The organism is Duganella sp. BJB476 (genome assembly GCF_003416895.1).
Taxonomy (GTDB): Bacteria; Pseudomonadota; Gammaproteobacteria; order Burkholderiales; family Burkholderiaceae_D; genus Rugamonas.
Genome location: NZ_QVIO01000001.1, coordinates 1,711,295 through 1,735,808, shown reverse-complemented (window position 1 = coordinate 1,735,808; position 24,514 = coordinate 1,711,295). Strand labels below are relative to the sequence as shown.

The 24,514-nt window shown below is 62.7% G+C and carries 23 protein-coding genes and 1 tRNA gene; 15 read left to right on the top strand and 9 right to left on the bottom strand.

Annotation, left to right across the window (positions count from 1 at the left end; genetic code table 11):
- Window positions 1-78: 78 nt before the first annotated feature.
- A complete protein-coding gene (locus tag D0T21_RS07670; RefSeq protein ID WP_116990743.1) occupies window positions 79-1,281 on the top strand; it encodes an ammonium transporter in 1,203 nt (400 codons plus the stop codon).
- A 3-nt stretch (window positions 1,282-1,284) separates the two neighbouring features.
- On the opposite strand, the gene D0T21_RS07665 is transcribed toward D0T21_RS07670, so the two are convergent.
- Complete coding sequence (locus tag D0T21_RS07665) at window positions 1,285-1,860, bottom strand: helix-turn-helix domain-containing protein (protein ID WP_116990742.1); 576 nt, start codon at window positions 1,858-1,860, stop codon at window positions 1,285-1,287.
- 171 nt (window positions 1,861-2,031) lie between these two features.
- Between D0T21_RS07665 and kbl the strand changes: the two genes are divergently transcribed.
- The 6 genes from kbl to moaD all read left to right on the top strand — a co-directional run bounded on the left by kbl (window position 2,032) and on the right by moaD (window position 8,832).
- Window positions 2,032-3,237, top strand: a complete 1,206-nt coding sequence (kbl, locus tag D0T21_RS07660; RefSeq protein WP_116990741.1) for a glycine C-acetyltransferase — start codon at window positions 2,032-2,034, stop codon at window positions 3,235-3,237.
- A gap of 26 nt (window positions 3,238-3,263) precedes the next feature.
- Window positions 3,264-4,235: an NAD-dependent epimerase/dehydratase family protein gene (locus tag D0T21_RS07655; protein WP_116991051.1), complete on the top strand. Its 972-nt coding sequence runs from the start codon at window positions 3,264-3,266 to the stop codon at window positions 4,233-4,235.
- Between the two features lie 31 nt (window positions 4,236-4,266).
- Window positions 4,267-5,670, top strand: coding sequence for an L-serine ammonia-lyase (locus D0T21_RS07650; protein WP_116990740.1), 1,404 nt, complete (start codon window positions 4,267-4,269; stop codon window positions 5,668-5,670).
- A gap of 212 nt (window positions 5,671-5,882) precedes the next feature.
- Window positions 5,883-7,361, top strand: a complete 1,479-nt coding sequence (gene thrC / locus D0T21_RS07645; RefSeq protein ID WP_116990739.1) for a threonine synthase — start codon at window positions 5,883-5,885, stop codon at window positions 7,359-7,361.
- Between the two features lie 2 nt (window positions 7,362-7,363).
- A complete protein-coding gene (gene glp / locus D0T21_RS07640; RefSeq protein ID WP_116990738.1) occupies window positions 7,364-8,578 on the top strand; it encodes a gephyrin-like molybdotransferase Glp in 1,215 nt (404 codons plus the stop codon).
- Complete coding sequence (moaD, locus tag D0T21_RS07635; RefSeq protein WP_116990737.1) at window positions 8,578-8,832, top strand: molybdopterin converting factor subunit 1; 255 nt, start codon at window positions 8,578-8,580, stop codon at window positions 8,830-8,832. The genes glp and moaD overlap by 1 nt, the downstream gene beginning before the upstream one ends.
- Window positions 8,833-8,839: 7 nt before the next feature.
- Here moaD and D0T21_RS07630 read toward each other — a convergent pair whose 3' ends face one another.
- Window positions 8,840-9,088: a hypothetical protein gene (locus tag D0T21_RS07630; RefSeq protein WP_116990736.1), complete on the bottom strand. Its 249-nt coding sequence runs from the start codon at window positions 9,086-9,088 to the stop codon at window positions 8,840-8,842.
- Window positions 9,089-9,126: 38 nt separating this feature from the next.
- Here D0T21_RS07630 and D0T21_RS07625 point away from each other — a divergent pair, with 38 nt between their 5' ends.
- Complete coding sequence (locus tag D0T21_RS07625; protein WP_116990735.1) at window positions 9,127-10,362, top strand: TIGR03862 family flavoprotein; 1,236 nt, start codon at window positions 9,127-9,129, stop codon at window positions 10,360-10,362.
- Window positions 10,363-10,366: 4 nt separating this feature from the next.
- Here the strand turns inward: D0T21_RS07625 and D0T21_RS07620 are convergent, their stop codons facing one another.
- The 5 genes from D0T21_RS07620 to hpnD form a co-directional block, all read right to left on the bottom strand.
- Window positions 10,367-11,173 (bottom strand): head GIN domain-containing protein, encoded by an 807-nt coding sequence (locus tag D0T21_RS07620; protein WP_116991050.1) that lies wholly within the window; start codon window positions 11,171-11,173, stop codon window positions 10,367-10,369.
- A 12-nt stretch (window positions 11,174-11,185) separates the two neighbouring features.
- Window positions 11,186-11,983, bottom strand: a complete 798-nt coding sequence (locus tag D0T21_RS07615) for a DUF1700 domain-containing protein (RefSeq protein ID WP_116990734.1) — start codon at window positions 11,981-11,983, stop codon at window positions 11,186-11,188.
- A 4-nt stretch (window positions 11,984-11,987) separates the two neighbouring features.
- Entirely contained in the window at window positions 11,988-12,125 is a 138-nt protein-coding gene (locus D0T21_RS32020) for a hypothetical protein (protein ID WP_158567979.1), read from the bottom strand.
- A 116-nt stretch (window positions 12,126-12,241) separates the two neighbouring features.
- Window positions 12,242-13,654 carry a hydroxysqualene dehydroxylase HpnE gene (gene hpnE / locus D0T21_RS07610; RefSeq protein ID WP_116990733.1) on the bottom strand — a complete coding sequence of 471 codons (1,413 nt, stop codon included), beginning with the start codon at window positions 13,652-13,654 and terminating at the stop codon, window positions 12,242-12,244.
- Window positions 13,647-14,480 carry a presqualene diphosphate synthase HpnD gene (gene hpnD, locus D0T21_RS07605; protein WP_116990732.1) on the bottom strand — a complete coding sequence of 278 codons (834 nt, stop codon included), beginning with the start codon at window positions 14,478-14,480 and terminating at the stop codon, window positions 13,647-13,649. The genes hpnE and hpnD overlap by 8 nt, the downstream gene beginning before the upstream one ends.
- Before the next feature lie 88 nt (window positions 14,481-14,568).
- Here hpnD and D0T21_RS07600 point away from each other — a divergent pair, with 88 nt between their 5' ends.
- Window positions 14,569-14,979, top strand: coding sequence for a VOC family protein (locus tag D0T21_RS07600; protein WP_116990731.1), 411 nt, complete (start codon window positions 14,569-14,571; stop codon window positions 14,977-14,979).
- 1 nt (window position 14,980) lies between these two features.
- Here the strand turns inward: D0T21_RS07600 and D0T21_RS32185 are convergent, their stop codons facing one another.
- Together D0T21_RS32185 and hpnC are read right to left on the bottom strand one after the other, a co-directional pair.
- Complete coding sequence (locus tag D0T21_RS32185; protein ID WP_229211375.1) at window positions 14,981-15,145, bottom strand: hypothetical protein; 165 nt, start codon at window positions 15,143-15,145, stop codon at window positions 14,981-14,983.
- A 149-nt stretch (window positions 15,146-15,294) separates the two neighbouring features.
- Complete coding sequence (gene hpnC, locus D0T21_RS07595; protein WP_116990730.1) at window positions 15,295-16,137, bottom strand: squalene synthase HpnC; 843 nt, start codon at window positions 16,135-16,137, stop codon at window positions 15,295-15,297.
- 156 nt (window positions 16,138-16,293) lie between these two features.
- Here hpnC and D0T21_RS07590 point away from each other — a divergent pair, with 156 nt between their 5' ends.
- From D0T21_RS07590 to clpX, 6 genes are all read left to right on the top strand, one after another.
- On the top strand, window positions 16,294-17,436 hold the full coding sequence (locus tag D0T21_RS07590; RefSeq protein WP_229211374.1) for an efflux RND transporter periplasmic adaptor subunit: 1,143 nt from the start codon (window positions 16,294-16,296) through the stop codon (window positions 17,434-17,436).
- Window positions 17,433-20,522, top strand: a complete 3,090-nt coding sequence (locus D0T21_RS07585) for an efflux RND transporter permease subunit (protein WP_116990729.1) — start codon at window positions 17,433-17,435, stop codon at window positions 20,520-20,522. Before D0T21_RS07590 ends, D0T21_RS07585 begins: the two co-directional genes overlap by 4 nt.
- Before the next feature lie 162 nt (window positions 20,523-20,684).
- Window positions 20,685-20,771, top strand: a tRNA-Leu gene (locus D0T21_RS07580).
- Between the two features lie 32 nt (window positions 20,772-20,803).
- Window positions 20,804-22,144, top strand: coding sequence for a trigger factor (gene tig / locus D0T21_RS07575; protein ID WP_116991048.1), 1,341 nt, complete (start codon window positions 20,804-20,806; stop codon window positions 22,142-22,144).
- Between the two features lie 73 nt (window positions 22,145-22,217).
- Entirely contained in the window at window positions 22,218-22,835 is a 618-nt protein-coding gene (gene clpP, locus D0T21_RS07570; RefSeq protein WP_020703301.1) for an ATP-dependent Clp endopeptidase proteolytic subunit ClpP, read from the top strand.
- Between the two features lie 173 nt (window positions 22,836-23,008).
- Entirely contained in the window at window positions 23,009-24,277 is a 1,269-nt protein-coding gene (gene clpX, locus D0T21_RS07565; RefSeq protein WP_008448338.1) for an ATP-dependent Clp protease ATP-binding subunit ClpX, read from the top strand.
- Window positions 24,278-24,514: the final 237 nt, after the last annotated feature.

Here is a 24,514-nt window from a genome sequence, read left to right as displayed (position 1 = left end):
TTTGCACCAAATTGGAACGATTATTGCTTTTATCGATACTCGTAACTAATTTTTGCATTATTTTGGGGAGAGATTTTGATGGGTGGATACAAAGACGGCGCCGATGCATTGTTCATATTGCTTGGCGCCATCATGATTTTGGCCATGCATGCCGGCTTCGCGTTCCTGGAGTTGGGCACGGTGCGCAAGAAAAACCAGGTCAATGCGCTGGTCAAGATCCTGGTGGATTTCGCGGTATCGACGATCGCCTACTTTTTCGTCGGCTACAGCATTGCGTATGGCGTCAATTTCTTCTCCTCGGCCGAGGTGCTGGCCGCCAAGAACGGCTATGAGCTGGTCAAATTCTTCTTCCTGCTGACGTTTGCCGCCGCCATCCCGGCGATCATCTCGGGCGGCATCGCCGAACGCGCGCGCTTCCACCCGCAGCTGATCGCCACCGCGCTGCTGGTCGGCCTGGTCTATCCCTTCTTTGAGGGCATCGTCTGGAACCATCGCTTCGGTGTGCAGGAATGGTTGGCGTCCGCATTCGGCGCCGAGTTTCACGACTTCGCCGGCTCGGTGGTGGTGCACGCGGTCGGCGGCTGGATCGCGCTGCCGGCGGTGCTGCTGCTGGGCGCGCGCCGTGGCCGTTACATGAAGAACGGCGCCATCGCCGCCCATCCGCCATCGTCGATTCCCTTCCTGGCGCTTGGCGCATGGATCCTGACGGTGGGCTGGTTCGGCTTCAACGTCATGAGCGCGCAGGCGCTGGACAAGATGAACGGCCTGGTCGCCGTCAATTCGCTGATGGCGATGGTCGGCGGCACGCTGGTCGCGCTGCTGATGGGGAAGAACGATCCCGGCTTCGCCTACAACGGCCCATTGGCCGGCCTGGTAGCCGTCTGCGCCGGCTCCGACCTGATGCACCCGCTGGGCGCACTGGCCACCGGCTGCATAGCGGGCGCAGTGTTTGTCTGGATGTTCACGTTGGCGCAAAACAAATGGAAGATCGATGACGTGCTGGGCGTATGGCCGCTGCATGGCCTGTGCGGCGCCTGGGGCGGCATCGCGGCGGGGATCTTCGGCCAGAAGGCACTGGGCGGCATCGGCGGCGTATCGTTCGCCGCGCAGCTGGGCGGCACCGCACTGGGCGTGGCGATCGCGCTGGCGGGCGGCTTCGCCATCTACGGCGTGCTGAAGGCCACGCTGGGCCTGCGCCTGGACCCGGAAGAAGAGTTCCAGGGCGCCGACCTGTCGATTCACCGCATTAGCTCCACGCCGGAGCGGGAATCGAACTGGTAATACTTAACGGTGTATCACCACCAGCAGCGCCTTCGCCTCGGTCTTGCCGACGTTGCGGATGACGTGCTGCTGGTCGCCCGGGTAGCGCGCCGTGCTGCCCAGCTTCACCTTCTTCTTGTCCGGCCCAACCTCCACCTCCACCGAACCGTGCAGCAGCGTCAGGTGCTCCTGCGCGCCGGGATCATGGCCTTGCGAGGCCAGTTCGCCACCCGGCACCAGCGTCAGTTCATACCACTCATATTTACTCGCCAGTTCCAGCGGCCCCAGGATGCGCAGCACATACCCGGCGTGATGGCCGGGCAGGGTGGGGATTTCGTGCGCCTCGATCACGCGGACGGTTTCCGTCTGCCGTTCGGCCGTCGCCAGCAATTCGCCGATCTGCACGCCCAGCGCATTGGCCAGCCTCCACGTGATGGCGATGGTCGGATTCGCCTTTTCACGCTCGATCTGCGACAGCATCGATTTGGAGACGCCGGCGATGCGGGACAGATCTTCCAGTGTCAGGCCGCGGGCCAGGCGCAACCGCTGGAGGGCGGCGCCGACTTCTGGAGGTGCATTCGTCGAAACGGGTGTTTTCATTGTTTTATTCGGCAGATAGGCTAAATTTCAAGTGAATCGCTGCGCGCGCATGGCTTGCGCAGTGCACAGCTGTTCTGTAAAATTCGATATATTGAATTTGAGTTCGACATAACGGATTTCGCATAAGGCAGTGTAATTGCGGTGAAATCGTACCACACACAGGGACCCATCATGACCATTCCAGCTAAAACCACCTTCTTCAGCGGCCTGCAGCAAAACCTCGACCAATTGCGCGAGCAGGGCCTCTACAAGCCAGAGCGCGTTCTGGCTTCGCGCCAGGGCGCGGAAGTGACGAGCGAAGATGGTCGAATGCTGATCAATATGTGCGCCAACAACTACCTGGGCCTGTCCGGCCAGGAGTGGGTGGCGCAGGCCTCCATCGAGGCGACCGAGAAGTATGGTTACGGCCTGTCGTCGGTACGTTTCATCTGCGGCACCCAGACCGTGCACAAGCAGCTGGAGCAGGCGATCTCCAAGTTCCTCGGCACCGAAGACACGATCCTGTACGCGGCCGCCTTCGACGCCAACGGCGGCGTGTTCGAGCCGCTGTTCGACGAGAACGACGCCATCATCTCGGACGCGCTGAACCACGCCTCGATCATCGACGGCATCCGCCTGTGCAAGGCCGCGCGCTTCCGCTACGCCCACAACGACATGGCCGACCTGGAAGTGCAGCTGCAAGCGGCCGCCGACAAGCGCCATAAAGTCATCGTCACCGACGGCGTGTTCTCGATGGACGGCACCATCGCCCAGCTGGACAAGATCTGCGACCTGGCCGACAAGTACGGCGCACTGGTGATGATCGACGAATGCCACGCCTCCGGCTTCATGGGCGCGACCGGCCGCGGCACGCACGAGCACCACAACGTCATGGGCCGCATCGACATCATCACCGGCACCCTGGGCAAGGCCCTGGGCGGCGCGATGGGCGGCTTCACCTCGGCGCGCAAGGAAGTGATCGACATGCTGCGCCAGAAATCGCGTCCTTACCTGTTCTCGAACACGCTGGCGCCATCGATCGCCGGTGCTTCGCTGGCCGTGCTGCAAAAGCTGTCGGAATCGACCGAGCTGCGCGACCGCCTGCACGAAAACACCGCCTTCTTCCGCAAGGAGATCGAGCGTATCGGCTTCACCATCAAGCCGGGTACGCACCCTGTAGTTCCTGTCATGTTGTTCGACGCGCCCGTCGCGCAGAAATTCGCGGCACGAATGTATGAGCTGGGCGTTCTGCTCAGCGGCTTCTTCTACCCCGTGGTCCCGATGGGCCAGGCGCGTGTGCGTGTCCAACTGTCCGCGGCCCACACCCGCGAACAGCTGGAAACCGTGCTCAAAGCATTCGAACAGGCAGGCCGTGAGCTCGGCCTGCTGAAGAACTAAACATGAATATCGTCAGGAACAATAATATGAACACTCAAGAACGCATCCTCGTCATCGGCGCCAATGGTCAAATCGGCAGCGAGCTGGTAGAGGCGCTGGCCGCCCAACACGGCGCGCAGAACGTCATCGCCGCCGACATCAGCCCGACCAATCTGTACAACGCGGCGCGCTACACCACGCTCAACGTGCTGGATAAGGTCGCGCTGGCGGCGCTGGTCACCGACGAGGGCATCACCCAGGTCTATCAGCTGGCGGCGATGCTGTCGGCCACCGGCGAAGCGGCGCCGCTGAAAGCCTGGACGCTGAACATGGACGGCCTGCTGAATATCCTGGAAGTGGCGCGCGAGCGCGGCGTGGTCGGCAAGCCGCTGCGCATCTTCTGGCCTTCGTCGATCGCCGCCTTCGGCCCGAACACCCCGGCCGTCAACACGCCGCAAACCACGGTGATGGACCCGACCACGGTCTACGGCATCAGCAAGCTGGCCGGCGAACGCCTGTGCGAGTACTACTTCATCAAGTACGGCGTCGATGTGCGTTCGATTCGCTACCCAGGCATCATCAGCTTCAAGTCGCCTCCGGGCGGCGGCACCACCGACTACGCCATCGCCATCTTCCACTCGGCGCTGCGCGGCGAGCGCTATGAATGCTTCCTCGGCCCGCAGACCACGCTGCCGATGATCTACATGCCCGATGCGATCCGCGCCACCATCGAACTGATGGACGCGCCGGCGGCACAAGTGAAGGTGCGTTCGGCTTACAACGTGGCCGGCGTATCGTTCAACCCGGAGCAGCTGGCGACCGCGATCACGCGCGCGCTGCCGGACTTCAAGATCGGCTATAAACCGGACAGCCGCCAGGCCATCGCCGACACCTGGCCGCAAAGCCTGGACGACGCCACCGCCACCGTCGACTGGGGCTGGAAAGCCCGTATCGGCGTCGACGAGATGGTCGCCGACATGCTGGCCAACGTCGATGTCCATCTGGGCAAAGCCGCGTAACTCAACACACTATAAAAAAGAGAGACAACTGATGGACATGAGCGTATTCGACCTGTTTAAAATCGGCATCGGGCCGTCGAGTTCCCACACCGTGGGACCGATGGTGGCGGCTCGCCGTTTTCTGCTCGATAGCGCTCCGCTGGACGACGTCACCGGCGTCACCGCCGAGCTGTATGGCTCGCTGGCGCTGACCGGCATCGGCCACGCCACCGACAAGGCGGTGATCCTCGGCCTGATGGGCGAAACCCCGCAGGACGTGGTGCCGACCAGCGTCGACTCTCAATTGGCGCAAGCCGAAGCGGCGGGCGAACTGCGCCTGCTCGGCACCCGCAAGGTGCCGTTCAAGCGGGGCGTCAACCTGGTGTTCCACATGGCCGAATCGCTGGCCGAACACCCGAACGGCATGCGCTTCACGCTGACCCGCGCCGACGGCAGCACCTTCAGCAAGGTGTACTACTCGGTGGGCGGCGGCTTCATTAAAGAGGAGGGCGAGGCCCACCAGGCCGCGCCGACGGTGGGCAGCGCGCCCGCCGCCGCGATCCCCTTCGCCTTCGACACCATGGACCAGTTGCTGGCCCACGGCGAGCGCGCCGGCCTGACCATCCCGCAAATGCTGCGCACGAACGAAAACGTCAAGCGCACGGATGAAGAAGTCAACGCCGGCATCGACAAGATCTGGCAGGTCATGCGCGACTGTATCGCCCACGGCCTCGATACGCCGGGCCAGCTGCCGGGCGGCTTGAACGTCAAGCGCCGCGCCGCCAACCTGTGGAAGCAGGCCAGCGACGCCAAGGCATCCGACAACCGCGCCAACGACCTGCCGCACGACGCGCTGCACCAGGTCAGCCTGTACGCGATGGCGGTCAACGAGGAAAACGCCGCCGGCGGCCGTGTCGTCACGGCGCCGACCAACGGCGCGGCCGGCATCATCCCGGCGGTGCTGCGCTACTACGCGGAAGACTGCAAACCGAGCGATCCGGTCACCGGCGTGCGCAATTTCATGCTGACGGCAGCGGCCATCGGCATGCTGTGCAAGCGTAACGCGTCGATCTCCGGCGCGGAAATCGGCTGCCAGGGCGAAGTGGGCGTGGCCTGCGCGATGGCGGCGGCCGGACTGGTGGCGGCGCTGGGCGGCAGCAACGCCCAGATCGAAAACGCGGCCGAAATCGGCATCGAGCACCACCTCGGCATGACCTGCGACCCGATCGGCGGCCTGGTGCAGATTCCCTGCATCGAGCGTAACGGCATGGGTGCGGTCAAGGCGATCACCGCCGCCTCGCTGGCTTTGAAGGGCGACGGCACCCACTTCGTCAGCCTGGACGAAGTGATCGAAACCATGCGCCAGACCGGCGCCGACATGCAGGCCAAGTACAAGGAAACCTCGCTGGGCGGCCTGGCGATCCACGTGATCACGGTGAACCACGCGGCTTGCTGATTACCTCCGGGGTCAGGTCTGACATTCGGACACGAGCTCTGCCGTAAGCGGCCGCTACGGCAGAGCTCGTGTCCGAATGTCAGACCTGACCCCGGAGTTGAGTGATGGCAAAACAACAGGATTTTACGGGAATCGGCCGGGCGCACTATAATATCCGCTCGCTTCGTACCGTTCTGCCCTTTAGCCGTTAGCTCAACCGGACTTTCTAATCTATGCAATACGTGTCTACTCGCGCCGCCGCCTCGGCCGCCGCCTCGTCTTCCCAACAATTCTCCGACATCCTCCTGGGTGGCCTGGCCGTCGACGGCGGCCTGTTCCTGCCGGCCGCCTATCCGCAAGTGACCGGCGCCGAGCTCGATGCATGGCGCCAGCTGTCCTACGCCGACCTGGCCTACGAGATTCTGAAGAAGTTCGCGACCGATATTCCCGATGCCGACCTGCGCGCGCTGACCGCCAAGACCTATACCAAGGAAGTCTACAAAAACGCCCGCAAAGGCGAAAAAGCCAGCCAGATCACGCCGCTGCGCATGCTGGAAGAGGGCGAGAACGGCACCAAACTGATGTTGCAGGCGCTGTCCAACGGCCCGACCCTGGCCTTCAAGGACATGGCGATGCAATTGCTGGGCAATCTGTTCGAATACACGCTGACCAAGCAGAACGCGCAACTGAACATCTTCGGCGCCACCTCCGGCGATACCGGCAGCGCTGCCGAATACGCGATGCGCGGCAAGAAGGGCATCCGCGTGTTCATGCTGTCGCCGCACAAAAAAATGAGCGCCTTCCAGACCGCTCAGATGTTCTCGCTGCAGGACCCGAACATCTTCAACATCGCCATCGAAGGCGTGTTCGACGACGCCCAGGACATGGTCAAGGCGGTCTCCAACGACCTGCCGTTCAAGGCCAAGCAGAAGATCGGCACCGTCAACTCGATCAACTGGGCACGCGTGGTGGCGCAGGTGGTGTACTACTTCCGCGGCTACCTGTCGGCGACCACTTCCAACGACCAGAAGGTGTCGTTCACCGTCCCGTCGGGGAACTTCGGCAATATCTGCGCCGGCCACATCGCCCGCATGATGGGCCTGCCGATCGCCAAGCTGGTCGCCGCCACCAATGAAAACGACGTGCTCGATGAGTTCTTCCGCACCGGCGTGTACCGCGTGCGCAAGTCCGCCGAGACCTACCACACCAGCAGCCCGTCGATGGACATCTCCAAGGCGTCCAACTTCGAGCGCTTCATCTACGACCTGGTTGGCCGCGACGGCGACCGCACCCGCGCGCTGTTCCAGAAAGTGGAAACCCACGGCGGCTTCGACCTGTCCGGCAAGCCGGGCGCCGACGGCGACGAATTCAAGCAGGTGGCCAAGTACGGCTTCAAGTCCGGCAAGTCCACCCACGAAGACCGCCTGAACACCATCCGCGACGTGGCCGACGACTACGGCATCGTCATCGACACCCACACCGCCGATGGCATCAAGGTCGCGCGCGAGAACCTGGAGCCTGGCGTGACGATGATCGTGCTGGAAACCGCGCTGGCCGCCAAGTTCAACGAGACTATCCTCGATGCGCTGGGCGAGGACGCCGAACGTCCGGAAGGCTTCGAGAACATCGAGGACCTGCCGCAGAAGTTCGTCGTCATGCCGCCGGACGTGGAGAAGATGAAGGCCTACATCGCAGCGAACACCGGCCTGTAACGATGAACGCACACAAGCCCCTGCTGCCCGTCAGCGAAGCGCTGGCCCTGATGGCCGCCGCCGTGCGGCCGGTAACCGATGTGGAAACCGTGCCGACGCTGACGGCCAACGGCCGCGTGCTGGCGAAGGCGCAGGTATCCGGCATGAACGTGCCGGGCATGGACAACACGCAGATGGATGGCTACGCGGTGCGCGCCGCCGATTGCGTCAGCGGCAATGCTGCGCTGACGGTGTCGCAGCGCATACCGGCCGGCCACGTCGGCCAGCCCTTGCTGCCGGGGACCGCTGCGCGCATCTTTACCGGCGCGCTGATCCCGGAAGGCGCCGACGCCGTCGTGATGCAGGAGCAGTGCGAGCTGGCGGGCAATGTGGTCACGGTTCGCCACGCGCCGAAGTCCGGCGAATGGATACGCCGCGCCGGCGAGGACATCACCAACGGCAGCATCATCCTGCCGGCTGGCACACGCCTGCGCAGCCAGGAACTGGGCCTGGCCGCTTCGGTCGGCCTGGCCGAGCTGCCGGTCAAGCACCGGCTGCACGTGGCCGTGTTCTTCACCGGCGACGAGCTGACGATGCCGGGCGAGCCGCTGGCGCCCGGCGCCATTTACAACTCCAACCGCTTCACGCTGCGCGCGCTGCTGGAAAACCTGGGCTGCGAAATCACCGATTTCGGCATCGTGCCTGATTCACTTGAGGCCACCCGGTCCGTGCTGCGCGAGTGCGCGCAAGGGCATGACCTGATCATCACTTCCGGCGGCGTCTCGGTCGGCGAGGAAGATCACATCAAGCCGGCCGTCGAGGCCGAGGGCAAGCTGAATATGTGGCAGATCGCCGTCAAGCCGGGCAAGCCGCTGGCGTTTGGCGAAGTGGGACAGGCGTTCTTTGTCGGCTTGCCGGGTAATCCGGTGTCGAGCTTCATCACCTTCCTGATGTTTGTGCGTCCGTTCATCCTGCGCCTGCAAGGTGTGACCGAGGCGCTGGTGCCGCGCGCGTTCATGATGCGCGCCGACTTCAACTGGCCCAAGGCCGACAAGCGCAACGAGTTCCTGCGCGCGCGCATCAATGCCGCCGGCGGGCTGGAATTGTTCAACAATCAGAGTTCGGGCGTGTTGACGTCGACCGTGTGGGGCGATGGCGTGATCGACAATCCGCCCGGCCAGACCATCGCGGCCGGCGACACGGTTCGATTTATACCGTTTAGCGAGTTAATGCACTGATGGCTGTTACCGTAAAATTTTTCGCCAGCGTGCGCGAGTCGCTGGGTACGTCGTCCGAGACGCTGGAATTGCCGGTAGGCGTGGATACGGTCGGCGCGCTGCGCGCCCACCTGGCCGCGCGCGGCGATGTCTGGCAGCAGGCCTTGGGCAGCCCGGCCTTGCGCATGGCTTGCAACCAGGTGATGTGCGGCGCCGACGCGGCGCTGGCCGATGGCGCCGAGGTGGCGTTCTTCCCGCCGGTGACGGGCGGCTAACGCTAAGCTAAGGCTTCTTGCCCTTGGCGGCGTTGCGGGCGGCGTCCAGATCGTCGCACATGCCGCAGGCCTTGGCGCTGCGGTAGCGGCGCCAGGCCGCGTAGGTAAAGATGGCTGCCGCCGCTAATGCCCAGGCGGCGGCGCTCAGATAGTCCTCGCGCGCGGTCGAGCCCTTGATCCATTCCACGGCCGCCAGTATCACGAACAAAGGAACGGCTGCCTGCAAATAGCGTTTTATCCAAAAAATCGCGCCCATCTTGTCTCCTGTAACAATGCTTCTATCGGACCGAATTCATGCAGTCTAGTTTGACACCTTTTCGCGTTGCCGTCATCGGTGGCGGTCCCGCCGGCCTGATGGCCGCCCAAATCCTGGCGCAGGGCGGGGCGCAAGTCGACGTGTATGACGCGATGCCTTCGGTTGGCCGCAAGTTCCTGCTGGCCGGGCGCGGCGGCATGAACATCACCCACGCCGAGCCGTATGCGGATTTCGTCACGCGCTACGGCCAGGGCGCGGCGCCGCTGCGCGCCATGCTCGACGCCTTCGGCCCGCAGGACGTGCGCGACTGGGTGCATGGCTTGGGCGTCGATACCTTCGTCGGTACCTCGGGCCGCGTGTTCCCGACCGATATGAAGGCCGCGCCGCTGCTGCGCGCATGGCTGCACCGCCTGCGCGAGAGCGGCGTGCAGTTCCACATGCGCCACCGCTGGCTGGGCTGGCGCGACGACGCGCTGGTGCTGAACACGCCCGACGGCGAGCTGCTGGTGCATGCCGACGCGGTGGTGCTGGCACTGGGCGGCGGCAGTTGGGCGCGATTGGGTTCGGACGGCGCGTGGATGCCTTTGCTGGCGGATCGCGGTGTCGGCGTGGCGCCGCTGGTACCGGCCAACTGCGGCTTCGACGTCGACTGGAGCGAGCATTTCAGCAGCCGCCACGCGGGCGAACCGCTGACCACCGTCGCCATCATCTCCACCGGCGCGGACGGCAAGGAATTCCGCAAGCAGGGGCAGTTCGTCGTCACCCAGGGTGGCGTCGAGGGCAGCTTGATTTATGCGCTGTCGGCCGCCTTGCGCGACCAGATCGCCGCTGACGGCAGCGCCACGATCTACCTGGACCTGCTGCCGGACCTGCCGGCGCAGCGGGTGGCCGACGAGGTGGCGCGGCCGCGCGGCGCGCGTTCGATGGCCAGTCATCTGCAAAGCCGGTTGGGCATCAAAGGCGTCAAGGCAGGCTTGCTGCGCGAGTGTTTGAGCAAGGACCAATACGCGGACGAGGACCAGCTGGCGCAGGCGATCAAGCGCTTGCCGGTGCGCCTGGCGCGCGCCCGTCCGATCGACGAAGCGATCAGCAGCGCCGGCGGCGTGCGTTGGGATGCATTGGAAGGAACGATGCTGAAGGCCGCGCCGGGCGTGTTCGTGGCGGGCGAGATGGTCGACTGGGAAGCGCCGACCGGCGGCTATCTGCTGACAGCCTGCCTGGCCGGCGGCCAGGCGGCGGGACGCGATGTCCTGGCCTGGCTGAACCGAAGCTAGACGACTATTCCCAGGTAACGTCGCCGGAACCGGTGCGGCTGACGTTGCGGTTGTCCGGATTACCCAGCACGCGGATGTCGCCGCTGCCGCGCAAGGTCAGGTCAGCCGACTGCTTGGCGAAGACATGGCTGGTGCCGGAACCCTTCAGATTGACCGTCACCTTATCCGAGGACAGGTGGCGCGCATCCAGGTCGCCGGAGCCGGTCAGTTCCGCGTTCAGCGTCTTGCAACTACCGGACGACGTGATCTGGCCCGAACCCACCATCTCCAGATCCACATCTTCGCTGCTGCCTGCATTCAGGTTCAGGTGGCCGCTGCCATGGGCGCTTGCGGTCAGTTCGCGATAGCGGCCGGTGAAGTTGACGTTGCCGGCACCGTGCAACTGCAACTCCAGCTTGTCGCCGCTGAAGCCTGTAACCTTGGTCTCGCCGCTGCTGCGCACCACCAGCTCTTCCAGTTGCGGCAGCACCAGCTCCACCTGCAAGGGATGGCGCGGGTTGAGCAGCATGCCCTTGGTGCCGATGTGCAGGTCGCGGCCGTCCTGGATGGTTTCGATATTCGCCAGCGAGCGCTGTTCGCCGCGCACCTTCAGCGACGCCACCGGACCCTGGATCAGTATCAGGTCGATCGGGCCGCTCAGTTCGACGGCGGCCGCCATGGCGTCGATCTTGCGGGTTTCGCTGCCGAGGGCGCGGCCGGCCGAACTGGTCGGGCTGGTGCTGCCGTAGGCCTTCAGCATGCTGTAGCTGATGCCGATCAGGACGAAGGACAGCAGCAGCAGGCTGGTACCGATTTTCAATAATGCGCGCATGGTCATGACTCCTTAGCGTCCGCGAAGCAGGGACACATTCATTGCTACATACCGTTTCAGGCCGATCATGGTGTAGCGGGTGACGACGATGCTGATCAGGCACAGCCCGATCCCGCCCAATATCAGGCCGAAGCCGATCAGCGACTGGCTGGTGCGGGCGCCGCTGTCGAAATCGGTGGTGATGCGCAGGTCGCCGGTGGCGACCGCTTCGGCGCGGTTCAGCAGGCGGCCGCTGCGGCTCAGGTTCTCGTCGCCGCTGTTGCTGTTGTCGGTGCTGTCCGGATCCTTGCTGACCTGCACGCCCATGTTGTTGATGGCCATGCGCCAGCCCTGGATGTCCTCTTCTTCGTTCTGGTCGAAGTGCGAGTTGGTGAACTCCATCACGTGGCGCAGCGGGCCTTCCAGCGCCAGCTCGTTCTGGCCCGACAGGCCGCTGGACACCAGCGCGATGCCGGCGATGTAGAAGGCGAAGGCGGAGACGTAGACGGCGCCCAGCAGCGAGGCATACACCATCGCCGGGATCACCATGAACAGGTTGAAGATCGCCAGGCCGATGAAGGACACCACCACGCGGGCCAGGTTGACCGGGGTTTTCTTTTGCTCGAAGGCGCTCAGGTGCACATTGGCGCGCAGCGTCATGGCGACCTTGCGCGGCTCGTCGAGCTCTTTGTAGACCTCTTCTTCGCTGCGGCCGGCCACCAGGCCGTCGATGAAGCGTTGCTCGTAGTAGGCCAGGGTCTTGGCCACCGTTTCCGGCGGCAGGCCCTGCATGGCCTGTTTGAGCGCGTCGAGGTATGCCTGCTTGTTCATGATGTCAGATACCCAATGTTGCGCTGTTGTGTGCCATGGCCATCGCGCTGCTCGCCACCGGTGCGCTCTGCACGATGGATACCGTGCTGGCCGCGACGAAGGCGATCAAGGCAAGGATTTTCAAGCTGAGAGAGATGTTCATGTTGATTCCAATATATGTCTTTTGTCGATGGTGCTACTGTACGCAAGCGCTCGCCCGGATGCCATCGGCATGTGACAGGCTGCATAAATAGCGGGGCAGGCGACAAAAACGGGGGACTAGATGGTAGTCCCCTTGAGCAGCCCTGCGGCGGCGACGCCGCTGCGGACCGCCGATTCCAGCGTGGCCGGGTAGTCGCCGGCGGTGTAGTCGCCGGCGATGACCAGGCCTGGCAGGCCGCTGGCGTTGTCCGGCCGGACCAGGCCGGGCGTGCAGGCGTAGGTGGCGCGCTTCTCGGTGATGACCTTGAACCAGGTCGGCCGCCCCAGCTCCGGACGCTGGAATACCGCCGCCAGCTGGACCGCGACGGCTTCGGCCAGCAGGTCCTGGCTCTGGGCGGCGGCGCTGCCCGAGGCGCTGATGACCACCGCCAGCAAGCCGGCCTGTTTGGTGTCCAGCTGCCCGCGGTCGAACACGAACTGGCCCCATTGGTACTGTTCCGGGTCGTCCAGCAGGGCGAAAAAGGGCAGTTCCAGCCGCGTGGACGGGTCGTATTGCAGGTAGCAGGTGGTGATGGCTTCCGGCTCGAAGGCGGTCAGCTGGCTGCACAGGGCCGAGGTGTCGCAATCGGGGATGCCGTGCAGCAGGGTGGCGGCCTGGCTGGGCCCGGTGGCCAGCACCACGCCGCTGAAATAGGTGCTCCAGTTGCCGCCGACGGCCGCGCCGCTGATATCGAGCTGCCACAAACGGCCTTCGATGGAGCGCAGCGCCTGCACCTTGGCGCCGGTGCGCACCGAGCCGCCATGCGCTTCGACGTAGGCCGCCGCCGCCTCGGGCAGCAGGGCGGACAGGTCGGCGCGCGGCAGCAGCATGTCCGAGGCGCTGCGTTTGGCGCCCAGGCTGTCGCGCAGCACGTTGAGGAAGACCTGGGCGGAGGCGCGCTCCGGCGGCGTGTTCAGCGCGGCCAGGCACAGCGGACGCCACATCAGCTGGATCAGGCGCGGGGTTTGATCGAAGCGTTCCAGCAGCTCGGTCACGCTGCAATCGGCGTGCAGGGTCCAGCCCATCCAGCGCGCGGTGGTGGAAAAGCGCGCCAGGCTGAGTTTGTCGGCCCGTTCCAGGCCCTTGGCGCGCAGCAGCGCCAGCGCCAGGTGCAGCGGCGCAGGCAAAGGCAGGCTGGGCGCGACGAAATCCATGCCGCCGCTGCCGGCCGGGTAGCGCATTTGCAGCGGCAGCGACAGCAAGGCCTTATCGCTGTCGACGCCGGTCCGCTTCATCAGCTGCAGCGTTGCGCTGTAGGCGCCCAGCAGGATGTGCTGGCCGTTGTCCAGGTGGCGATGGTCGGTCTCGATGCGGCGGGCGCGGCCGCCCAGGGTGCGGGCCGCCTCGAACAGCGTGACCTTGTAGCCGGCGCGCGCCATTTCGACGGCGGCGGCGCAACCGGCCCAGCCGCCACCGATCACAGCCACCGAACGCGAGGTCAGCCCCGGCTCGACCTTGCCGGCGCGCTTGTCCACGCCTTCGTTAGCCACGAATGTAGGTCTTCCACGCCAGCCAGAGCTTGCGGATAGGCGTCAGCGAGATGCGCTGGCTGAGCACGTGGTAGCCGTCGGCTTCCACTTCGGTCAGCAGCGTGCGGTAGATGGCGGACATCATCAGGCCGGGGCGCTGGGCGCGGCGGTCTTCCTTCGGCAGCAGCGCGAACGCTTCGTCGTAGACCTTTTGCGCGCGGGCGGCCTGGAACGCCATCAGCTTCTCGAAGTTCTCACTGTGGCGGGCGTTGAGCAGGTCGGCGGCGGTGACGTTGAACTGTTGCAGCTCATTGACCGGCAGGTAGATGCGGCCTTTGCGCGCATCTTCGCCGACGTCGCGGATGATGTTGGTCAGCTGGAAGGCGTGGCCCAGTTTTTCCGCGTATTGCAGCGTCTCCGGCCTGGTCGCGCCGAAGATGCTGGCCGACAGGATGCCCACCACGCTGGCGACGTGCCAGCAGTATTTGGTCAGCGCCGTGTAGTCGAGGTAGCGGGTCTGGTTGAGGTCCATCTCCATGCCGTCGATGATGGCTTGCAGGTGTTGCTGCTGCAGATTGTAGGTCGTCAGATGCGGATGCAGCGCCTGCGTGACCGGGTGGGTCTGCTGGCCCTCGTACATATTGGCGATTTCCTTGCGCCACCAGGACAGCTTGATGCGGGCGATCGACTCGTCGGTGCATTCATCGACGGTGTCATCCACTTCGCGGCAAAACGCATACAGGGCGGTGATGGCGCGGCGACGCTCCGGCGGCAGGAACAGGAAGCTGTAGTAGAAACTGGAGCCGCTCTGGGCGGTCTTTTGCTGGCAGTAGTCGTCGGGAGACATGAATAAAAAAGCAAGGATGACATCGAAGCCGCTATTCTATAGCTTAAGTGTCACAATGTGGGCTTCTGTCGCCATGGAGGTAGGACGCATGATACGTATTCGTGAAATCGATCATCTGGTGCTGCGCGTGGTCAGCCTGGAGCGCATGCTGGAGTTTTACTGTGGTGCGCTGGGTTGCCCGGTCGAGCGCCGGCAGGATGAAATCGGCCTGGTGCAGCTGCGCGCCGGCAGTTCGCTGATCGACCTGGTGCCGGTTGACGGCAAGCTGGGGCGCATGGGCGGCGCGCCGCCGGGCGCCGAGGGGCGCAACATGGATCACTTCTGCCTGCGGGTGGAGCCTTTCGACGATGCGGCGATCCGCGCGCACTTGCAGGCGCATGGCGTGACGGCCGGGCAGGTCGAGTCGCGCTATGGCGCGGAAGGCGAGGGGCCGTCGATCTATCTGACCGACCCTGAGGGTAATGTGGTCGAGCTGAAGGGGCCGCCGACTCAGCGGTAAGCTAGCGCCGCAGGCTGCCGGCGCGCCGGCGCGCCGGCGGATCGGACAGCACCCGCACGATGACGCTGAACGGAATATTCCTGCGCACCAAAAACTCCGACGCAAACGCCCGCCCACGGCTTTGCAGCAGGTTGACGCCCAATTCCACCACTTTAGATGTTGCCATATCCGGTCGCGACGACCGATCTTCCGTACGCATGATGCCACCTCTCCATTTGCCGTCAAGGTAGCATGGAGACGGGAAATTGTGCAGAGGCAACGATTTAATCGTGCGCGGCTATTTCAGCGGATGAGCCAGGCGCCGCCCGGCGCGCCTCATGCGGGTTTGAACACGGCTTTCATCTGCTTTTTCATCCGCACGGCGGCCCAGAAGATGCCCAGCCAGTCGCGCTTGGCCAGCTTGGGGCGGTGCAGGAAGACGTCGTATTCGGCCGCCTCGATGGCGTCCAGGATGCGCAAACCGCCTTGCACCACCATGCGCAGCTCGAAACCGATGCGGCCGTTCAGGCGCAAGGCCAGCGGCGCGCCGCTCAGCATCAGTGCGCGGGCGCGGTCCACTTCAAACTTCATCATCGAGCGCCAGCGCGGCCGGGCGCTGGAGTGGTCGAGCGCCGCCGGCGAGATCGCGTAGCGGTTCAAATCCTCCAGCGGGATGTAGATGCGCTCTTTATGGATGTCGATCGCCACATCTTGCAGGAAGTTGATCAGTTGCAGCGCCGTGCAGATGGCGTCGGAATCGCGGATGTTTTCCTCGTCGGCCTGGCCGTACAGGTGCAGCATCAGGAAGCCGACCGGGTTGGCCGAGCGGGCGCAATAGTCCAGCAGCGCGTCGTAGGTCGCGTAGCGGCTCACCAGCACGTCCTGCTTGAAGGCCGACAGCAACTCGTACAGCGGCTTGACCGGCAACTCGTATTCGCGGATCACCTGCGCCAGCCGTTCGAACATCGGTTCATGGCCCGTGCCGCCCGCCTCGATGTGCGCCAACGCCGCCTCGTAGGAGTTCAGTGCGGCCAGCCGCTGTTCCGGCGTGGCGTCGCCCTCGTCGGCCAGGTCGTCGGCGCTGCGGGCGAAGGCGTAGATCGCTTCCACCGCCGGACGCAAGCGGCTCGGCAGCAAAAATGATGCAACAGGGAAATTTTCGTAGTGTTCAACCGGCATAAATTGTATTGCTAAAAAGCATAGTTAAAATTAATGACGCGAAAGTCATTTGCAAACGGATACGCTCGGCATATAATAAATTAACGGAAAGTCATTAATTTCCGAGCCGTAATAGTAGTGCCATCTACACTCCAGAGCAAGCTAAAGGAATACACCGTGGTCGCCTTTAAAAAACAGCGTCAGATTTACCCCCTCATACTGAGCGTTTTAACCGCCGCCGTCCTGGCCGGTTGCTCCAAGCCCGCCGAGAAAACCGAAGACATCCGCCCGGTGCGCGCCATCGTGCTCACCAGCAGCGATGTCGACGTCAACGCCGAGTTTTCCGGCGAGGTGCGCGCCCGCGTGGAATCGCGGCTGGCCTTCCGCGTCGGCGGCAAGATCGTCACCCGCAAGGTCGACGTCGGCACCCTGGTCAAGCATGGCCAGGTGCTGATGCAGCTCGATCCGCAGGACTTGCAGTTGTCGCAGGCCCAGGCGCTGGCCGGCCTGCGCGCCGCCGAGACCAACCGCGACCTGGCCAAGTCCGAACTCAAGCGCTATCAGGAGCTGCGCAGCAAGAACTTCGTCAGCCAGGCCGTGCTGGACGCCAAGGATTCCACCTTCAAGGCGGCGCAAGCCAATGTGGACGCCTCGCAGGCGGCTTATCGCGGCCAGTCCAACCAGGCCGGCTATGCCAGTTTAGTGTCCGATGTTGACGGTGTGGTGACAGCGGTCGATGCCGAAGTCGGCCAGGTGGTGCAGCCGGGCACGCCCGTGGTGCGCGTCGCCAGACAGGGCGAGAAGGAAATCGTCATCGGCCTGCCGGAAGACAAGGTCGAGACCTTGCGCCGTGTGCCGGACGTGCAGGTGCGGCTGTGGGCCGATCCGAAAAACGCCGTGGCCGGCAAGATCCGCGAAATTTCGCCGGTGGCCGATCCATCGACCCGTACTTACACCGTCAAGGTCTCGATTCCGGACTCGCTGGCCGAAGCCAAGCTGGGCATGACCGCCGTGGTGCAGTTCGCCTCCAAGACCGCCACGCCGCAGATCAAGGTGCCGCTGACGGCGCTGTACTATGAAAAATCGGCCTCGTCGGTGTGGGTGGTCGAGGGCGGCGTCGTCAAGCTGGTGCCGGTGACCATCGCCGGCGCGGCCGGCAACGATATCGTGCTGGCCAGCGGCGTCAAGGTTGGCCAGACGGTGGTCACGGCAGGTGTCAACCTGCTCAAGCCGGGCCAGAAGGTCAAGATCCTCGGTAACGACTTGCCTGCGACCTCGACTCCAGCCCCAGCCCCGGTCGTGGCGGGGACCGCCAAATGATGGGCGGCTTCAATCTCTCACGCTGGGCGCTGGAGCACATCCCGCTGACGCGCTACCTGATCACGGTGCTGCTGATAGGCGGCATGCTCAGCTATTCCAACCTGGGCCAGGATGAAGATCCGCCATTCACCTTCCGCGCGATGGTGGTGCGGGCCAACTGGCCGGGCGCGACCTCGCTGCAAATGGCCGAGCAGGTCACCGACAAGCTTGAGAAGAAGCTGCAGGAGACGCCGGATATCGACGAGATCAGCAGCTACTCCAAACCTGGCGAGACCACCATCATCCTGAAGCTGCGCGAATCGGCGCCGCCCAAGGAAGTGGCGCAATCGTGGTACCAGGTGCGCAAGAAGATCGGCGACATCCGCGGCACCTTGCCGCCGGGCGTGCAGGGTCCGTTCTTCAACGATGAGTTCGGTGATACCTACGGCTCGATCTTCGCGCTGTCCGGCGACGGCTTCACCTATGCCGAGATGAAGGACTACGCCGACTTCGTGCGCCAGCAGCTGCTGGGCGTGCCGCTGGTGTCCAAGGTCGAGCTGTTCGGCGTGCAGGACGAGAAGATCAATATCGAGTTCTCGCACAAGAAGTTCGCCCAGCTGGGCATACCGATCGAAGCCATCGCCAACCAGATCGCCACCCAGAACACGGTGGAGGCGACCGGCGTGCTGGTCACACCGACCGACAATCTGCAAGTGCGCGTGACCGGCGCGCTGAAAACCGTCAAGGACCTGGAAGAGCTGGAACTGCGCGCCAACGGCACCACCTTCCGCCTGGGCGACTTCGCCACCATCAAGCGCCAGTACCAGGACCCGCCGGGTAACAAGATGCGCTTCAACGGCAAGGAAGTGATCGGCCTGGGCGTGTCGATGGAAAAGGGCGGCAACATCATCCAGCTCGGCAAGCACATGGAGAAGACCGTCGCCGCGATGAAGGCCAAGCTGCCGGTCGGTATCGAGCTCGAGCGCGTGTCCGACCAGCCTGAAGCCGTCAAGGCCTCGGTGGGCGAGTTCGTGCACACGCTGATCGAAGCGGTGCTGATCGTGCTGGCCGTCAGCTTTGTCGCGCTGGGCCTGCATACCAAGCCCAAGCTGCGGCTGGACGTGCGTCCCGGCCTGGTGGTGGCGCTGACCATTCCGCTGGTGCTGTCGGTTACCTTCCTGTGCATGCGCATGCTGGACATCGACCTGCACAAGATTTCGCTGGGCGCGCTGATCATCGCGCTGGGCCTGCTGGTGGACGACGCCATCATCGCCGTTGAAATGATGGTGCGCAAGATGGAGGAGGGCATGTCGCGCTTCGATGCCGCCACCTTCGCCTACACCTCGACCGCGATCCCGATGTTGACTGGCACCCTGATCACGGTGGCGGGCTTCCTGCCGATCGGCCTGGCCAAGTCGGCGGCCGGCGAGTACACCTTCTCGCTGTTCTCGGTCAACGCCTTGGCGCTGGTGATTTCGTGGGTGGTGGCGGTGGTGTTCACGCCTTACATCGGCTACGTGCTGCTGAAGGTTAAGCCACACGCCGACGGCGGCAGCGAGCACGACCTGTTCGACACGCCGGGCTTCCGCAAGTTCCGCGCGGTGGTCAACTGGTGCGTCGAGTATCGCAAGACCACCATTGTCGCAACGCTGGTGGTGTTCGCGCTGGGCGTGTACGGCTTCAAGTTCATCGAGAAGCAGTTCTTCCCGGATTCCAGCCGCCCCGAGCTGATGGTCGAGCTGTGGACGCCGGAAGGCACGACCTTCTCCGCCAACGAGGCGCAGGTGAAGAAATTCGAAGCCTTTATTCGCAAGCAGGAAGGCGTGGTCAGCGTGACCAGCTACGTCGGCACCGGTTCGCCGCGCTTCTACCTGCCGCTGGACCAGATCTTCCCGCAGACTAACGTGTCGCAGATCGTCGTGCTGCCGAAGGACCTGAAGGCCCGCAGCGCGCTGCGCGACAAGATCGTCGACATCTTCAAGCACGATTTCCCGGAAGTGCGCGGCCGCGTCAAGTTGCTGCCGAACGGGCCGCCGGTGCCGTATCCGGTGCAGTTCCGCGTGACCGGCGGCGAAGTGGAGAAGGTGCGCGCCATCGCCGACCAGGTGAAGGACATCATGCGCGCCAATCCGAACACGCTGGGCGTCAACGACAACTGGAATGAATCGATCAAGGTGCTGCGTCTGGACCTGGATCAGGACAAGATGCGTGCGCTGGGCGTGACTTCGCAGACCGTGATGCGGGCCGCGAACACCATCCTGTCGGGCACCACCATCGGCCAGTTCCGCGAGGACATCAAGCTGATCGACATCCAGATCCGCCAGCCGATCGAGGAGCGCAACACCATCTCGATCCTGAACGATACGAATATTCCGACCGCCAGCGGCAAGTCGGTGCCGATCAGCCAGCTGGCCCGCGCGCACTTCGTGTGGGAGCCGGGCGTGGTGTGGCGGGAAGGGCGTGAATGGGCAATCACCGTGCAGTCCGACGTGGCCGACAACATCCAGGGCCCGACCGTCTCCGGCCAGATCGAGCCGAAGCTGAAGGAGCTGCGCGCCAACCTGCCGGCCGGCTATGCCATCACCGTCAAGGGTGCGGCGGCCGACAGCGGCACGGCGGAAGCGTCGATCGCGGCCAACCTGCCGCTGGCGATCTTCATCATCTTCACGCTGCTGATGCTGCAACTGCACAGCTTCTCGCGGGCGCTGCTGGTGTTCCTGACCGGCCCATTGGGTGTGGCGGGGGCGGCGATGGCGCTGCTGGTGCTGGGGCGTCCGCTGGGCTTTGTGGCCAACCTGGGCATCATCGCGCTGTTCGGCATGATCATCCGTAACTCGGTGATCCTGGTCGACCAGATCGAGCAGGATATCAAGGCCGGCCACGATCCGTGGACCGCGATCGTCGAATCTGCGGTGCGCCGTTGCCGTCCTATCATCCTGACGGCCGCGGCGGCGGCGCTGGCGATGATCCCGTTGTCGCGCTCGGTATTCTGGGGGCCGATGGCGGTGGCCATCATGGGCGGTCTGATATTAGCGACAGCATTGACTTTATTATTCCTGCCAGCGTTGTATGCGGCGTGGTTTAGAGTGAAAAAGCCGGTGAAATAAGGAAAAATCAGCGGAATGTTGGCGACATATTAAAAATCGTCACATTTCGCTGAAAAACCCGTTAAAATACCGCGTTGAAGTTGAAAGCTCCCGCAGAGTTCAGCGGGAATAGGGCGACCGTTTTCACTTACGGGTCGCCCTTTGCTTTTGTGCAAACATGCCGCGAGGATGGCGAAATTGGTAGACGCACCAGGTTTAGGTCCTGACGCCAGCAATGGTGTGGGGGTTCGAGTCCCCCTCCTCGCACCAACTGTATTACTATTTTTTTGGACGATTTTTACATGGCAACTGCAGTCGAAACCTTAGGCAAACTCGAACGTCGTATCACGATCTCCTTCCCGCTGACCGAGGTCCGCGCTGAAGTTGAGAAGCGTCTGAAAGTGCAAGCCAAATCGGCTAAGGCACCAGGCTTCCGTCCGGGTAAAGTTCCTATGAAAATGGTCGCAGCACAATACGGTTATCAGATCGAGACCGAAGTGCTGAACGATAAAGTTGGCCGTGCTTTCAACGACGCCGCCAATTCCGCCGAACTGCGCGTAGCAGGCTACCCACGCATCGAGCCTAAGGAAGAGTCGGCAGAAGGCGTACTGGCCTTCGACGCAACCTTCGAAATCTACCCGGAAGTCGTCGTTGGCGACCTGACCACCGTGGAAATCGAAACCGTCAAGGCTGACGTTTCGGAAACCGAAATCGACAAAACCATCGAAATCCTGCGCAAACAGCGCGTGCATTTCCACACCAAGGGTGAAGCTGGCGAACACGGCGACGGCGGCGCAGCGATTGCTGCCAACGGCGACCGCGTGACCGTCGACTTCGTCGGCTCGATCGACGGCGTTGAATTCCCAGGCGGCAAAGCTGAAGACTACGCTTTCGTGCTGGGCGAAGGCCGCATGCTGCCAGAATTCGAAGCAGCCACCGTAGGCCTGAAAGTCGGCGAAGCCAAGACCTTCCCACTGGCTTTCCCAGAGGACTACCATGGTAAAGACGTTGCCGGCAAAACCGCATCGTTCACCATCACCCTGAAGAAACTGGAATGGGCACACCTGCCGGAAGTCGACGGCGAATTCGCCAAGTCGCTGGGCGTGGCCGATGGCGACGTCGCTAAAATGCGCGAAGACATCAAAGTCAACCTGGAACGCGAAGTTGCCGGCCGTGTTAAAGCCCGCAACAAGGAAGCCGTGATGGATGCGCTGGTGAAAACCGCCACCCTGGACGTGCCACAAGCCCTGATCGCCCAAGACACCGAGCGCCTGGCCGAAATGACCCGTCAAGACATGGCTCAGCGCGGCATGAACGTCAAGGACATCCCGTTCCCACCAGAACTGTTCGCAGAAAAAGCCGAGCGTCGCGTACGCCTGGGCCTGATCCTGTCGCAACTGGTCGGCGAGAACAAGCTGCAAGCCCAGCCTGAACAAGTCAAAGCACAAGTTGAAGACTTCGCACAGAGCTACGAAGATCCACGCGAAGTGCTGAAGTACTACTACAGCGATCGTCGTCGTCTGGCTGAAGTCGAAGCCCTTGTATTGGAAGAAAACGTCGTTAACTACGTCCTGGGCCTGTCGAAAACTTCGTCCAAGGTTGTGGCCTTCGACGAACTGATGGGAAGCAACGCACAAGCGTAATCCAGCGCGGCCGGATGATGTAAGATTAAGTCTCCGGCCTCTAGCTGCTTCACAAGGAAATGGAATGACTGGTATGAACCGTAATCCGGCGCTGGACACTGAAATGCTCGGCCTGGTGCCGATGGTGGTCGAACAAAGCGGCCGCGGCGAGCGCTCCTATGATATTTACTCGCGCCTGTTGAAGGAACGCGTAATCTTCATGGTCGGCCCCGTCAACGACCAGATGGCGAACCTGATCGTCGCCCAGTTGCTGTTCCTCGAGAGCGAAAATCCGGACAAGGATATCTCGCTGTACATCAACTCCCCAGGCGGCTCGGTTTCGGCCGGTCTGGCGATCTTCGATACGATGCAGTTCATCAAGCCTGACGTGTCGACGCTGTGCACCGGTATGGCCGCCTCGATGGGCGCCTTCCTGCTGGCAGCCGGCGCCAAGGGCAAGCGTTTCTCGCTGCCGAACTCGCGCATCATGATCCACCAGCCGTCCGGCGGCTCGCAGGGCATGGCTTCGGATATCGAAATCCAGGCCAAGGAAATCCTGTATCTGCGCCACCGTCTGAACTCGATCATGGCTGAACGCACGGGTCAAACCGTCGAGCAGATCGCCAAAGACACCGATCGTGATCGTTTCATGTCGGCGGAAGAGGCTGTAGAGTACGGTTTGATCGACAAAATGTTGTCCAACCGGGCTTGATGCTTCCTTCGCAGCATTGCTAAAAAAACGCCCGGGCGATTAATCGTTCGGGCGTTTCGTTTTTATTTCGGGTAGCATGTAGTCATAGGCGGGCTTTTCCAGACGCCAATTCGGTCGATTACCTGCTTCCTGGCAACAGCTAAGCCATTCTGTAACCCAAAGAAAACTGCCCCATGTCAGACAAAAAATCCTCCAGCGGCGAAAAATTACTGTACTGCTCGTTTTGCGGCAAGAGCCAGCACGAGGTAAAGAAACTCATCGCCGGCCCATCGGTCTTCATCTGCGACGAATGCATCGACCTGTGCAATGACATCATCCGCGATGAAACCTCGGCCATCGAGTCGGTCACGGGCGCCAAGTCGGACCTGCCGACCCCGCATGAAATCAAGGACTTGCTGGACCAGTACGTCATTGGCCAGCAAACGGCCAAGCGCATCCTGTCGGTGGCGGTGTACAACCACTACAAGCGCCTCAAGCACCTGGGTAAGAAAGACGACATCGAACTGGCCAAGAGCAACATCTTGCTGGTCGGTCCTACCGGCTCGGGCAAGACCCTGCTGGCCCAGACCCTGGCCCGCATGCTGAACGTGCCGTTCGTCATCGCCGACGCCACCACGCTGACCGAAGCCGGTTATGTGGGCGAGGATGTTGAGAATATCATCCAGAAACTGTTGCAGAGCTGCAACTACGATGTGGAAAAAGCCCAACGCGGCATCGTCTACATCGATGAGATCGACAAGATCTCGCGCAAATCGGACAACCCATCGATCACCCGCGACGTGTCGGGCGAGGGCGTGCAACAGGCGCTGCTGAAACTGATCGAAGGCACGATGGCGTCGGTGCCGCCACAAGGCGGCCGCAAGCATCCTAACCAGGATTTCGTGCAGATCGACACCACCAACATCATGTTCATCTGCGGCGGCGCGTTCGACGGCCTGGCCAAGGTGATTTCCAACCGCTCGGAAAAATCCGGCATCGGTTTCTCGGCCAGCGTGAAGAGCAAGAAGGAACGCAGCGCCAGCGACGTGCTGCTGGAAGCGGAACCGGAAGATCTGATCAAGTTCGGCCTGATTCCCGAGCTGGTGGGCCGCCTGCCGGTGGTCGCCACGCTGTCGGAACTGACCGAGGAAGCGCTGATCCAGATCCTGGTCGAGCCGAAGAACGCACTGGTCAAACAGTACGCCAAGCTGCTGGACATGGAAGGCGCCGAACTGGAAATCCGTCCGGCCGCCCTGCATGCCATCGCCAAGAAAGCGCTGGCCCGCAAGACCGGCGCGCGCGGCCTGCGTTCGATCCTGGAACACGCGCTGCTCGATACCATGTACGAGCTGCCAAATGAAACCAACGTCACTAAAGTGGTTATCGATGAAAATACGATCACCAGTGGCGCCAAACCTTTATTGATCTACCAAGATCAGGCCAAAGCGTCTGGTGAGAATTAAATAACTTGTGCACACTTACCCCACTCAGCAGAAAAATTCATTTCGCATCCGTGGGGCAAGGCGGTACAATTTAAATCAATAAAAGAATGCAGGCTTCATTCGGAAAGCCACTCGTGACAGCATCGTTTGTCACGCGTGGCTTTTTTATTTGACGCGTTTTTTTAGAACATGATTGGCTTCTTTGAAAATACTCTTTTTTAGGAGAATTATTTCTTGCAGGTCGGTCTTGTGATTCGG